This is a genomic window from Armatimonadota bacterium (assembly GCA_036504095.1).
Taxonomy (GTDB): Bacteria; Armatimonadota; DTGP01; order JAKQQT01; family JAKQQT01; genus DASXUL01.
In genome coordinates this window covers 1-12512 of the sequence record DASXVS010000058.1, presented here as the reverse complement: position 1 = coordinate 12512, position 12512 = coordinate 1, and the positions used below count along the sequence as shown (strand labels likewise).

At 60.8% G+C, this 12512-nt stretch carries 12 protein-coding genes; 1 reads left to right on the top strand and 11 read right to left on the bottom strand.

The window, feature by feature from the left end:
- Positions 1 to 173 precede the first annotated feature (173 nt).
- The 9 genes from VGM51_13945 to VGM51_13905 form a co-directional block, all read right to left on the bottom strand.
- Positions 174 to 812 carry a hypothetical protein gene (locus VGM51_13945; protein ID HEY3414138.1) on the bottom strand — a complete coding sequence of 213 codons (639 nt, stop codon included), beginning with the start codon at positions 810 to 812 and terminating at the stop codon, positions 174 to 176.
- Positions 813 to 979: 167 nt separating this feature from the next.
- On the bottom strand, positions 980 to 1837 hold the full coding sequence (locus VGM51_13940) for a prepilin-type N-terminal cleavage/methylation domain-containing protein (protein HEY3414137.1): 858 nt from the start codon (positions 1835 to 1837) through the stop codon (positions 980 to 982).
- Positions 1838 to 1891: 54 nt separating this feature from the next.
- Entirely contained in the window at positions 1892 to 3175 is a 1284-nt protein-coding gene (serS, locus tag VGM51_13935) for a serine--tRNA ligase (GenBank protein ID HEY3414136.1), read from the bottom strand.
- Between the two features lie 122 nt (positions 3176 to 3297).
- The gene (gene cysE / locus VGM51_13930; protein ID HEY3414135.1) at positions 3298 to 3990 is read right to left on the bottom strand and encodes a serine O-acetyltransferase; all 693 of its coding nucleotides are present in this window, start codon (positions 3988 to 3990) and stop codon (positions 3298 to 3300) included.
- 67 nt (positions 3991 to 4057) lie between these two features.
- Positions 4058 to 5080: a polyprenyl synthetase family protein gene (locus VGM51_13925; protein HEY3414134.1), complete on the bottom strand. Its 1023-nt coding sequence runs from the start codon at positions 5078 to 5080 to the stop codon at positions 4058 to 4060.
- Entirely contained in the window at positions 5070 to 5738 is a 669-nt protein-coding gene (locus VGM51_13920; protein ID HEY3414133.1) for an MgtC/SapB family protein, read from the bottom strand. Before VGM51_13920 ends, VGM51_13925 begins: the two co-directional genes overlap by 11 nt.
- 76 nt (positions 5739 to 5814) lie before the next feature.
- Positions 5815 to 7248, bottom strand: a complete 1434-nt coding sequence (gene proS, locus VGM51_13915) for a proline--tRNA ligase (protein ID HEY3414132.1) — start codon at positions 7246 to 7248, stop codon at positions 5815 to 5817.
- 227 nt (positions 7249 to 7475) lie between these two features.
- Positions 7476 to 7688 (bottom strand): hypothetical protein, encoded by a 213-nt coding sequence (locus tag VGM51_13910; protein ID HEY3414131.1) that lies wholly within the window; start codon positions 7686 to 7688, stop codon positions 7476 to 7478.
- Positions 7689 to 7787: 99 nt separating this feature from the next.
- Positions 7788 to 9452 carry a helix-hairpin-helix domain-containing protein gene (locus VGM51_13905; protein ID HEY3414130.1) on the bottom strand — a complete coding sequence of 555 codons (1665 nt, stop codon included), beginning with the start codon at positions 9450 to 9452 and terminating at the stop codon, positions 7788 to 7790.
- 81 nt (positions 9453 to 9533) lie between these two features.
- Here VGM51_13905 and VGM51_13900 point away from each other — a divergent pair, with 81 nt between their 5' ends.
- On the top strand, positions 9534 to 9731 hold the full coding sequence (locus VGM51_13900; protein ID HEY3414129.1) for a hypothetical protein: 198 nt from the start codon (positions 9534 to 9536) through the stop codon (positions 9729 to 9731).
- Positions 9732 to 9756: 25 nt separating this feature from the next.
- Here VGM51_13900 and VGM51_13895 read toward each other — a convergent pair whose 3' ends face one another.
- Positions 9757 to 11346, bottom strand: a complete 1590-nt coding sequence (locus VGM51_13895; protein ID HEY3414128.1) for an NFACT RNA binding domain-containing protein — start codon at positions 11344 to 11346, stop codon at positions 9757 to 9759.
- Entirely contained in the window at positions 11343 to 12233 is an 891-nt protein-coding gene (locus VGM51_13890) for a 50S ribosomal protein L11 methyltransferase (protein ID HEY3414127.1), read from the bottom strand. The genes VGM51_13895 and VGM51_13890 overlap by 4 nt, the downstream gene beginning before the upstream one ends.
- Positions 12234 to 12512: the final 279 nt, after the last annotated feature.

Sequence of the window (12512 nt, the reverse complement as noted above, 5' to 3'; positions counted from 1 at the left end):
TAACGCCAAGCTCATCCAGATGGGATTCTCGTCTCTCGCGGAGAGATACCACGCGCTTAAGTCTGAGTGAACCGCCCGGTGCGGACCCGCATGCCGGGTGGTGTGGGAGGCGGGGCCGGTAACGACCCCGCCTACCCGATCGATAAGGCCAGGGCGCGTGCGGTTAGCTTCGACTACTCGAACGTCAACTCCTCCGTCTGTTCCAGTGCATCCCCGAAAATCATCTTTGCCGCATCGAAGACCTCTCGCGCCGTCATTTCGATGAAGGTGTGAGCCATCAGGTGCATCTCCATCAGCGCCTTGCCGGGCGCTATAACGAGGTCGTAGTGAATTCCGCCCAACTGCTTCGCGCCTTGCCGCAGATACCACCGGATGCGCCGCCTCGCGAGTTCAGACTCGGCCTCGGACCGCTCCGCCATAATCTCGGGCTTTTCCACCTCGAACACCATCAGATCGGCGCACAGATGCTTGCATTGAGCGAGTATCGCGGCATAGAAGGACTGGCCGATGCCGCGTCCTCGAAGGCTTTCCTTTGTGGCGAAGTAGCGGAGCAGAACCGCCCGCGCCTGAGGATGCCAAACAACGTCGGCAATACCCGTGACAACGCCGGGTTCTTCAACCGATTCGGCAGCAAACAACCAGACGTTCGTGATCTCGCCTCGCGCCCTCCCATTCAAGACTACGTCGTAGGTCTCGTCCGGAAGGCGCTCAAACGGGGCGAACGATGATTCGTAGATCGACTTCCATTGAGGCCACCGCGGATCGCGTGTACTAGTTATCTCGTCGATGCGAAGTTCGTCTGGAAGAAGCATGAATGTGATCTGTGCGAAACCGGATACCGACAATCGTGACAGGAAGGCGTCCGGATGAGCTCAACGCCGCGGGTGACACGTATGACGCTGCGCTTCACCGCATCACCACGGCATCCGGCTGAATGATAACGTTTCATCGATGGCGGTTTACAGGCACCTCGCCCGGTCTATTTGAAAGGGGCGTACGACGGCGCAGGGACGCCACTGGTTGTCTCGCCCGTTATCCAATGGGAGGATTCATACCAGTTGTCGACATTTTCCTTCCAGGTGCATGCCCTCACCCTTCCGTCGGCAAACAGCGTTGTGATGCTGCCCTTGTTGGCGTCAGCCATGTCGTAGTTCGGGTTTCCAGGGCTGTAAATGGGCTTTCGATGCAGGCGGGTATGCCAGTAATGCGTCGCGTCCATCAGCACGTTTACGTTTTGCGGCTGCCACAGCTGGTTAACCGGCCGTCCCCACAAGCCGAGTTCGGTCCGATATACATAGCTTGTTCCGCCCCAGTATGTATTGGGTCGCTTGTTGCGCGCGGAATAGTAGCGGGACTGTTTCCATAGAGGCACGATGGGTAGGAGGTTGTACAAAATGTAAGGGCCGGTGTAGGCGGCGTATCCGATCCCGCCAAATCCTGTATCACCGGGGCAGCGGAAGATTTCTTCGTTCTTCACGTACGGGCGGAGAATATGATCGATCCGCCCGCCGTTTGTGTCGCCATCCACGGGGTCGTCAGTTCGATTCTCCAACTGGTCTACCAGCGCAACTGCGTGAGGGATGTTGCTGCCCTCATAGGCTGCCGCCGTGAGAGGGTAATCGGTGAAATCCACCGCGAGAGGGAACTTGTCCTCATTGTCGTTCATGTACGCCTGCAATGAGACGCCTAATTGCCGCAGATTGCTGATACATTGCGTCTGAAACGCCGCGTCCCGGGCGCGCGCGAAGACGGGGAACAGTATCCCGGCGAGAATACCGATGATGGCGACAACAACCAGCATTTCAATGAGCGTGAAGCCGCGTCGATCAACTCGCATGACTTTGCCCTCCGCCAGATCATCAGGACGTCCGGCCGACGATTGCCGTAACGCCTAACCCTGTTTTCCAATCACGTCCTGGCCGCCCATGTATGGGCGGAGGACCTCCGGGATCACTATTGTCCCTTCCGCGGTCTGTCCGGACTCGATGATCCCGATCATCGTTCGCGGTAACGCTAATCCGGACCCGTTGAGCGTGTGCAGGAACTCCGGCTTTCCGCCAGCGTCCCGAAACCGAATATTGGCACGACGTGCCTGAAAATCGCCGAAGCTGCTGCAACTGCTGACTTCCAGCCATTCCTGGCACCCCGGCGCCCAGATCTCCACGTCGAACTTGCGGGCAGCGGTAAACGACAGGTCGCCGGTGCACATTTCTATGACGCGATGCGATAGTTGAAGTTCCCGTGCAACATCCTCTGCGTCGTTAAGGAGTGACATCAATTCGTCGTCCGATGTTTCCGGGCGCACGAACTTGACCATCTCGACTTTGTCGAACTGGTGGCCGCGTTTGATTCCGCGGACGTCACGACCGGCGCTCATCGCCTCGCGTCTAAAACACGCGGTGAAGGCCACATGCTTAACAGGGAGGCTGTCTGCCGCCAGAATTTCCTCACGATACATGTTGGTGACGGGGACTTCTGCGGTCGGGATAAAATAGAACCCATCCTCCGCATCGCGGTACATCGTGTCGGCGAACTTCGGCAACTGGCCGGTGCCGAGCACGCATTGCGGGAGGACCATATACGGCGGGTAGATCTCGGTGTAGCCGTGCTTCCTCACGTGCAAATCGATCATCCAGGTAATCAATGCGCGCTGGAGTCGAGCCCCGTCGCCCTTCAAAATGTAGAAACGCGTGCCGGAAATCTTGACGCCGCGCTCAAAGTCGATAATCCCGAGTGCCTCACCAATCTCCCAATGCGGCCGCGGCTCGAAATCGAAGCCCCGCTTCTCGCCCTCTTCGCGGGCGACGATGTTCTCCGTATCGTCCTTGCCCACGGGCACTCTGGGATGCGGGAGGTTGGGAATTCGGACCAAGATATCCTGGATTTTCGCCTCCAAAGGCGCCAACGCGGTCTCCTGTGTGCGAATATCCTCGCGAAGCGCCCGCGCCTTCTCTTCGGCGTCAGCCGTGTCTTCCTTGAGCCGGCGCCGCCTTCCAATTTCCTTGGAGACAGCGTTCAATTCGCCTTGCATACCCTCCATGCATTGGCGAATGGCGCGCCGGTTTTCGTCGATGGCCAGGACCTCGTCCACGTAGGAGAAAGCGTCGCCGCCGAGAGTCGCCAGAGCGGCACGGACTGTATCAGGTTGACTGCGGATTAGTTTGATATCGAGCATTTGCGTTCCAGTTAAATGATTCCGCCCCCGTAACGGGAGCGTTCGTTGCGGCAGGAGAGCGCCCCGGCGCGTGTCTCCATCTCCTTGATTGTACCAGAAGCGAGCGCGGTGTACCCGCCCTGCTATATCTGGTAGTACCAGTAAGCGAGGTCGTCGGTCTGCTCCTGCGTCTCCTCCCCCGCTTCGACGAAACCGAGCCGTACCTCCAGTTCGTGGACCTTCCGAACGAGGCTGCCAATCATCTCGCCTTCAGGATCGGCGCCGGCGCCGTGGTCGAGAAACACGCTGTCGTGAACCGGTACACCTTTTTGGCGAACCACACGGCCCGGGATGCCGACAACAACTGAATCGGCGGGCACAGACTGGCGCACCACCGCGTTTGGCCCCACTTTCACGTAATCGCCGATGGTAATGTCGCCCAGGATTTTGGCGCCGGCGGAGACCACAACGTGATTTCCCAAGGTGGGATGGCGCTTGATCTTTTTCAGACTGCTGCCGCCGAGTGTAACCCCGTGGTAGAGGAGTACGTCTTCGCCGACGATGGCCGTCTCGCCAATCACGGTGCCCATTCCGTGATCGATAAAGAACCCCGGGCCGATCTGGGCGCCGGGATGGATCTCTATCCCGGTCAGAAACCGGCTCAAATAGGAAAGCCATCGAGCCGCCGTCTTCAGGCGAGACTTCCACATCGCATGTGCGACGCGGTGCCAGAAGATGGCATGCACGCCCGGGTAGGAGAGTACCTCCCAGATCGTGCGCGCTGCCGGGTCTTTGGCGAATACCGCCGATATGTCGCGTCGAAGTGTAGAAAACATGATATGCCAGTGATTCCGGCGTGAGGCCGGTGATTTGTTCGGGTTTGATCCAAGCGCGGCTGTGCCGCTACCGCTCCCTGCCGACCGCCTTCAGGACGATGTCGCGGATGCGCTGCGCGGCCCGGCCCCTGGATCCCGTGACGGCGAGCGCGGCAAGCGCCGTCGATGTGCATTCCTCAACCATAGCGCGCGTTGCCGCGATGGCGCCGGATCGCTCCATCACTCCGGTAATACACTCTACCGCGGAATCGCTTACCGGATCCTCGGAGAGACAACCGGACAGGATCTCCCGGTCCTCCAATGTCGCATTCGAACAGGCGAAGACCAGTGGGAGCGCTTTTTTGCGCGCTCGGATGTCGTTTCCGACCGGCTTGCCCGTGAGTTTCGGATCGCCTACGACTCCGAGCAAATCGTCCTGCGCCTGAAACGCCCGGCCGAAACTGCGGCCAAACGAGCGCCAGGCCTCCAGAACGGACAAGTCTGTCGTTGCCAGCCGGGCGCCGGCGTATGCGGCCGCTTCAATCAAGGCTCCGGTCTTTCGGGTGGCCATATCCGAATACTCCGCGACGGTAACATCGGACCGTCCCTGGAATGCGATGTCGAGGTGCTGGCCCTCGGTCATCTGCACCATCGCGTTCGTAAGCGCTCGAAGCAGATCCAGAACGGTATCCGGCGCGGCCGAGGTGCGCAGGACGGCGGCATTGACCAAAGCCTGCATCGCTGATCCCGTGTTGATGGCCTGTGGCACGCCCCAATTCACCCAGACCGTTGGGCGGTGCCTCCGTTCGCGGTCACCGTCTTCGATGTCGTCGTGCACGAGAGAGAAATTCTGGATCAATTCTATCGCAGACGCGGTCGGTACCGCCGTGGCAGTCGCTCCGCCTGCGGCTTCGCAGGCCAGGGCGCACAGTACGGCGCGCATCTTCTTCCCGCCGTACTGCGTTCTCCTGCTGTCGGAGAGGGTCTTTCCGGCGGCGTCAGTCCAGCCCACGTGATACGTGATCATCGCGCACAACGCGGGTGGAAGGCGGTTCTCCGCAAGGACGCCTTCCAGGAATCCGTCAACTTGACGAACGATCTCAGCCGGCATGAGGTTCCGCCTCCGATGAAGCCCACGCCGCGCCCGTGACGCCTTCGATCCCCATCACGGCATGGATCGCCCGTTCTCGCGCCATTCCCGGCGGAAACTCCAATCGCACCGCTAACTCCGATCGTCCACTCTCAAGCCTTCGCCTTGATGCAGTGTCAACCTTTATGCCGATTGCCGTGAGGGATTGAAGGGCCGCCGATTGCGCTTCGTGGCTTCCGCGAACGCACAGCGTGTTCCTGTGTTGCACCGCCAGTATCTTTTCTTCGAGGCGTTTTCCGAGTCCCAAGGTGCCAAGGATAAGGAAGGTAGCCATCACGCACAGCCACATCATCGTCCCGCCGCGCCCGCACCCGATGCCCAGGCCCGCGACCGCCCAAAGGCTGGCGGCCGTCGTGAGACCACGGACCGTTTTCCCTTCGCGTATAATTGTCCCTGCGCCAAGGAAACCGATACCGCTGATGATCTGCGCAGCGATTCGCGCTTCGTCACCTACATACGATTCCGAGACGATCGTGATGAGCGCCGAGCCAATACACACCAGAGTGTGCGTTCGAAGCCCTGCCGGACGCCCGGACTGTTCGCGCTGCAGGCCGACGAACGCCCCGAGAACGGTAGAGAGCAGCAGGCGGCCGAAGAGAATTGCCAGAAGAGTGTACATCACAGTGGACTGAAGTCACGCGGCGGGGGCACAAACCGGAGACCAGCGTTTCGACCCCGCTTCGCCATATCCTCTTTCAGTACGCGACCGCGAACAGCGCTTGTTGGTTCGTCATCGCGCCCGTGGCGACGCATTTGCCTTCGCCCCCCGGCTGCACAAGCGGGTAGCATCGAAGTGTCGCCTTGGTGCGCTCCTTCAATCTGGCTTCCGCATCGCTATCGCCGTTCCACCACACGCGAACGAAGCCGCGGTTGGTCTTGATGATCTCGGCCAATTCATCCAGCGACGCGGCGTCCCGCGTGTTGTCGTCGCGCAATTGCTGCGCCTGCGCCAAGAGGCCGGATTGCACTTCTTCAAGAAGAACAGCTACTTGTACCGCCAATCCGTCCAGGCTCAGTTTCGACTTGCCGGGTTGATCGCGGCGCACCGCCATCGTTGCGTTATCCGCAACGTCGCGCGGTCCGATCTCCAGCCGCAACGGCACACCCTTCAGTTCCCACTCGTTGTACTTGAAGCCCGGCGTGAACTGCTCGCGGTCATCCAGTTTTACACGGATGCCCGCCGCAGTCAGATCCCTTGCTACGCGCGCCGAAACTTTCGCAACCGCGGCCTTCTCTTCGTCGGTCTTCCCGATCGGAACGATCACGGCCTGGATCGGAGCGATTCGCGGCGGGAGACGGAGACCCTTGTCATCTCCGTGAACCAGAACCGTTGCGCCAACCAGCCGCGTGCTGACGCCCCAACTGGTCTGCCACACAAATTGCTGTTGCCCCGTATTGTCCAGAAATTGCGTGTTGAACACTTTCGCGAAGTTCTGGCCGAGATTATGCGACGTTCCCATCTGAAGGGCCTTGCGATCGCCCATCATCCCCTCGATGGTGTAAGTGGTATTCGCGCCGGCAAACTTTTCGGCGTCCGACTTGGTCCCCGTAACACACGGGATCGCAAGGTAATCCTCGGCGAATGTGCGGTAAACTTCCAGCATCTGAAGCGCTTCGCGCTCAGCTTCCTCGTTGGTCGTATGGCACGTATGCCCCTCCTGCCAAAGGAACTCCGTGGTGCGGAGGAACAGCCGCGTTCGCAGTTCCCAGCGCACGACGTTCGCCCACTGGTTGATCATCATCGGCAGATCGCGGTAACTGCGGACCCACTTTGAAAACATCTCGTTGATGATCGTCTCCGAGGTCGGCCGAACGATCAGCGGTTCCTCGAGTTTCTTGCCTCCCGCGTGTGTGACGACGGCGAGTTCCGGCGAGAAGCCCTCCACGTGCTGGGCTTCGCGCTTCAGGAACGATTCAGGAATGAACAGCGGGAAATATGCGTTCTGCGCCCCGGTGGCCTTGATCGCCGTGTCCAGGGCGTGCTGCATGTTTTCCCATAGCGCGTACCCGTATGGCTTGATGACCATGCAGCCTTTGACGGGCGCGTAGTCGGCCAAGTCCGCGGTCTGGACCACGTCGGTGTACCACTTATTGAAATCCTGCGCTCGGTTAGCGATCTTTTCGGCCACGGTGTTCCCCCTGCAACATGTGCTCTTAGTGCTTAGATGAGTATAGGGCAGGGGGTGGGGAGGGTCAAACTGAGGACCGGGCTTTGACTTCCCGGCACGCGGAAACGGGTAACCGGCGACCACGGCCGGCTTCCTAGGGACTACGCCAGAACGACCGGGAGCACGCAACGCAAAGGTGCGGTGTCTTGCGCGGACAGGATATCCGGCAGTCGTGCCGGGGCCGACCGTCAGGGCGCAACGCCGCGTTGATCGACAGGCGCGGTGAACTCGCCGGCGCCCGTATCGACCGACCACACCGACTCATCCTCCACATCAGGTGGGTTGCTCGAGACATCGTCTATGAAATCGGTGTCGTCGTCCAGGTAGACGGAGTCCGCCGGATCGCCCTTGAAAATCGGTCTGTCCGCTCCAGCGTCAGGGTTCAGAAGCGTGCTATTCATGGTTACCTCCTGAAGAGTGGTTTACAGGTTGGTATTCGGTTTGTTCCCGCCCAGAAGCCTCTGCAAACGCTCACGAAATGTGATGTACGGGGCGTTCGCTTATCCCATCCGCTTTCGCTTGACAAATTCGACGACAGCCTCAAGCGGCTGCGCGTTCAAGACGTTGGCTGTCTCGCACCAACCGCGTCGCGCCGTTGCGATTCCGAGATCAACCCACTGAAGATGGTCCGGATGATGTGCGTCCGCATCAACACATATCCACACTCCGGCGTCGCGAGCAGCCCTGGAATGGATGTCGTTCAGGTCAAGACGGTCCGGCCCGCTGTTTATCTCGAGAGCGGCGCCGGTCTCGGCCGCCGCACGAATGAGCGAAGCCATATCTACTGAGATTCCCTCGCGACGGTTGAGGATGCGACCCGTAGGGTGAGCAATCAGGTTTACGAACGGGTGCCGCAGGGCGCGAATCACGCGCTCCGTCTGTTCATCGGTGGACCGGCCGAATGCGCTGTGAACGCTGGCGACGACCCAATCCAGTTTCTCCAAGACCTCGTCTGGAAAATCCAGCGCGCCGTCCGCGCGGATATTCACCTCGGTGCCGTGCAATATGCGAAATGGAGCGAGCTCCGCGTTAAGGCGATGCACTTCTTGCGCCTGCACGGCGAGGCGCTCAACCGTGAGGCCGTTCGCCACTGGCAGACCCTGAGAGTGGTCGGTGATGGCCATATACGTATATCCGCGGGCCATACACGCAAGGGCCATGTCTTCCATAGAGGCAGCCCCATCCGAATAGAGGCTGTGCATATGTAAATCGGATTTCAGATCGCTGACTGTCACCAGTGCAGGTAGCCGCCCGGTTCTTGCGGCTTCAATCTCGCCACGGTTCTCCCGAATCTCGGCGGGGATGTAGCGCAGTCCAATTCCGGAGTAGACTTCTTCCTCCGTTGCCGCCCGCGGCAAATCCCCCAACGCGGCCGTATGCGACTCGGAACCCGTGGAATAAACCAGCGCCGTTCCCCACGAATCGGGCGTTGTAACGCTCAAATGGACCCGCGTTCCATCCGCCAGCGAAAATGCCAAAGGCTCTCGCGGCGGGGTATCGGCCAAGTCGGCTCCGAGAGCAAGCGCGAATCGCCGTGCTATGGAATCCGGGTCTGCCCCGAAAGCCAGCAAATCCACATCGCCAACCGTTTCCCTGCGGCGCCGGATGGAGCCGACAACCGCGACATCCTCTACGCCTTCAGTAGTCTTTAGCCTGTCCGCCAATTCCTCGGCGACAGGCAAGGCGTCGCAAAGGAGTTGGCGCTCCGACCATGTTCGTATGCGTGCAAGGTTGGCCGCGATAGTCTCCGCCGTTTTGGCTCCAAAGCCGGGTACGCTCGCTAGCGCGCCGCTCTTGGCTGCCTTTTCGAGGTCGGCGAGTGTGCTGATGCCTAGCGCGAGGTGCAGGGCGCGCGCTCTCTTGGGGCCGAGCCCCGGTACCCTGAGCACATCCAGGAGACCGGGCGGCACCTGGCTGTTGAGTTGTTCCATCGTGTCCGAACGCGCGTCGCGCACCAGTTCGCCAATGGTTTCCTCAATGCCCTTTCCGATGCCGGGAATCGAAGTCAGTTTTCCCCGCGCGTACAGGTCGCCAGCAGGCTCCGTGAGGTTCTCAATGCGGCGGGCGGCGTTGCGGTAGGCGTTCGCCCGGAAGTCGGACTCGCCCAGAATGACCAACAGGTCGGCGATGCGTTCGAGGGATTCCGCGATTTGTTTGTTGTTCATTGGCGTCTCCAAGGGGTATTGTACTCTCAGAGCCCAACGTTCGTCCTGTGGGAGACGGCGGGGCAAAGGGGGGTGAGCGGAATGCTGCGAAAAAACGGTCGATTAGCTGCCTATCTGCTGGTGTTGGCAATGGTTCTGGGCGCGACGTATTACTTCCACCAGATGAACACTACACCCCCGGCGGCAGAATCGCTACGAGACGTTCCGCCACTGGGGCAGGTCCCGTCCGAGGAGCAGATTCACGGTTCGGCGCCACCGCCGGCACCCAAACGAAAGTAAACCTGGTGCGGTCGGTCCGCAGTCCTCAGTCCTCAGCCCCACTCACTTCGATGGTCTTCTCGTTCGTGTAGGTGACCCGCCCCGGCGCCGCGCCCCGAGGTTTGCGGACGTACCGTCGAAGCGTGTAGTCCACGGCGATAACGCTGCTGCTCTTCGCTTCGCTCTTCGCGGCGACTAGTTCGGCGGCTCGACGTAGCGTGGCGTGCGGCACCTTTTCCGGGTGCTTGTTAGTTCGGATGACGCCATGGGCCGAGGCTGCCGCACGCACGTGCATCCAGATATCCCCCGGGTCCGACAACCGCGTCGTCAGGTAATCGTTTCCTGTGGCGTTCTCACCAATCCAGATTTGCCAGCCCTCGTCCGAGGTGAATCGCTTGATCCGCACCCCCGACGGGTACTCCGATTCCGATCGCCTGGATTTCGACGCGGGAGCAGGGGGCTGCCCCTGTCCTGTCCCAGCCAATCCTAGCAGTTCGGACTCATCTGCCTGCGCGGCCTGGCTGCGGATTGCCTCGAGTTCCGCCAGGCGCACGCCGACCTCCGATCGTAACGCCGGCGCTCGTTCGGCGGTAGTTTTCGCTTTCCGGCTTCGCGCGAAATACGCCTGCGCGTTTTCCCGTGCCGACAGAGTCGGGTCCAGCGCAATCACCATCGGCGTCAGGTCCGGGGAATAGTAGTTGGGCAGCGATACCGATACCGTGCCTCTCTCGATGCCATGGGCATTGGCTGAGAGCAGTTCTCCCGCGATACGCCACTCCTCCGCCCGGAGACCGCGTTCCTCTATCGCATCGAGGTCGGCCAGGCGACGCCGCAGGACTGTGCCTTCCTTGTCCAGTTTCGCGTTCAACTGGCGCAGTAATGAATCACGCTGCGAAACGGAAGCCTGAGCTTCATAGCCGGCGTCCAGAGCCTCCGACGGGCTTTCGCCTGTTGCGCCGGAACGCACCGATGCGACGATAGTGTCAAGCGTGGCCTTCGGGTCAGCGGTCGCCAGCACCGTGGCCGCGAGAGCAGGGCTCATCCCGCCAAAGGTATCCAACAGCCACGCGCGGGTAACCGGAATGGGCGCCGCAGCCCAGAGGGACGACAATTCAGCGTCAGAGGCGTCCCATAGTGACGGTTTGCCGGTTGGTGGAAGGGGTGCGTACTGCCGGCCGGGAAGCACAACGCGCCGGCTCATAGTGGAACCCACGTGTTTTATGGCCTCCAGAATCGTGCCGTCTTCAGCCACGAGGATCAGATTACTGTGCCTCCCCATCAGATCGGCTATCAGGAGCAGCCGTCCCCATGTCGAAGCAACCTCGATGCGCAGCACCCGGTCGGCCCCTGCCTGTTCCACGGCGGTCACGCGGCCGCCTTCCAGGTACTTGCGTAGCGCCATGCAGAAGACTGGCGGCTCCTGCGGGTTTGAAAATGTGCGCGTGGTAAAGTGGGCGCGGAACAAATCCGCCTGGGCACACAGCAGCAACCAGCGCGATTTACCGTTGCCGTGGAAGCGGATAAGTACTGTGAAAGGGTCCGGCTGGCGGATCTTTTGAACCTGCGCTCCAATGATTGAGCCCTTCAGCTCCAGGCTCACCTGCCTCAGGGCCAGACTGTCGAAAGGCGGGCTCATCTGTTCCTCCGATAAACGATCCCGACGCACTGGTGTTCCGAATCGCGTCGCACTTCCGCCAACCCGAATTGGGAAAGCGCCTCACTGACGCCGTCAGCCACCTGGCCAGCAGCATCGTCCGTATCGCCGTAGATGCCGCTCGCCAGGAAGACACCGCCGGGTTCCAGGTGGGCTGCGACATCCTGTGCAATTTGGATGACGCTTGGCGCCCCGCCCATATTCGCGGCGATCACGTCGAAACTGCCGAATAATGCATCGGCGCTTCCAAGCGAGATGGAAGAAACCAGATTCGCAACCCCGGCCCGCTGAACGTTGTCGAGGGCCTCCAATACCGCCGTATGGTCAACGTCCACGGCCACGACCTCCCGCGCCCCGAGACGGCTCATCGCGATGGCGAGGATCCCGGAGCCGCACCCGACGTCGGCGCAACGCATGCCGGGCTTTGTCACGTCCGCGAGCTGTCGCAGCGGAATACGCGTGGTGGCATGGGTGCCGAGGCCGAATGAAAGCCCGGGCTGGATGATGATGTCCACTCCCTCGGCCGGCGCTTCGTGCCATGGCGCTCGAACCACGAACGGTCCGATCCGCTGGGGGGCGGCCGCACTCAGCGACATCACGGTGGTATACCCGTGCGGGCAGTGTTCCCATTGATCGCACCCGCGAAGCCTGGCGTATAGCTGGCGGGCCGCCGAAGGCCGCTTGACCCTGTCCATCTGAAGCTCAGCGGCGCCAGCCTCCGCGGCGATCGTGCTGCTTCCGTCCGCGGCGAGGATCGCTTCCATGGCCGCCTGCACGTCGATGACGAGAATACCGTCACCGGACGCGAGATTCAGGTATCTCGCCGGAAACGGTCCATGAGCTCGCACTAGATCGTGTGGGCTGCTCATCGGCCAGCCCGTCCGCGGATGCTGTTCTGTGCCGGATCTCCCGGGTTATTTCGTACGATTGATGCGGGACTCATTTTGCCTGCCGTTGCTTTCCTTGCCAGCCTAAGGGTACCCGTCAAAGGCACAGACGGTCAACGAGGCGCATTGCATCATCAGAAAGCTTACCTAAGTTGGATGGTTGCCTCATCTAAGAATCTTACCGGCTGGGGTCCTTCAGGGGACCGGCCGGAGGAAGATGAGGCAGATGATGAGTCTCGCGACCAAACGGGAACTGGTGGC

Excerpts from the sequence above, each read along its gene's own strand:
- VGM51_13900 (HEY3414129.1), top strand. The coding sequence starts at position 9,534 with ATGCTGCGAAAAAACGGTCGATTAGCTGCCTATCTGCTGGTGTTGGCA.
- VGM51_13920 (HEY3414133.1), bottom strand. The coding sequence starts at position 5,738 with ATGTACACTCTTCTGGCAATTCTCTTCGGCCGCCTGCTGCTCTCTACC.
- VGM51_13890 (HEY3414127.1), bottom strand. The coding sequence starts at position 12,233 with ATGAGCAGCCCACACGATCTAGTGCGAGCTCATGGACCGTTTCCGGCG.
- VGM51_13895 (HEY3414128.1), bottom strand. The coding sequence starts at position 11,346 with ATGAGCCCGCCTTTCGACAGTCTGGCCCTGAGGCAGGTGAGCCTGGAG.
- VGM51_13925 (HEY3414134.1), bottom strand. The coding sequence starts at position 5,080 with ATGCCGGCTGAGATCGTTCGTCAAGTTGACGGATTCCTGGAAGGCGTC.
- VGM51_13905 (HEY3414130.1), bottom strand. The coding sequence starts at position 9,452 with ATGAACAACAAACAAATCGCGGAATCCCTCGAACGCATCGCCGACCTG.
- cysE (HEY3414135.1), bottom strand. The coding sequence starts at position 3,990 with ATGTTTTCTACACTTCGACGCGACATATCGGCGGTATTCGCCAAAGAC.
- VGM51_13910 (HEY3414131.1), bottom strand. The coding sequence starts at position 7,688 with ATGAATAGCACGCTTCTGAACCCTGACGCTGGAGCGGACAGACCGATT.
- serS (HEY3414136.1), bottom strand. The coding sequence starts at position 3,175 with ATGCTCGATATCAAACTAATCCGCAGTCAACCTGATACAGTCCGTGCC.
- VGM51_13940 (HEY3414137.1), bottom strand. The coding sequence starts at position 1,837 with ATGCGAGTTGATCGACGCGGCTTCACGCTCATTGAAATGCTGGTTGTT.
- VGM51_13945 (HEY3414138.1), bottom strand. The coding sequence starts at position 812 with ATGCTTCTTCCAGACGAACTTCGCATCGACGAGATAACTAGTACACGC.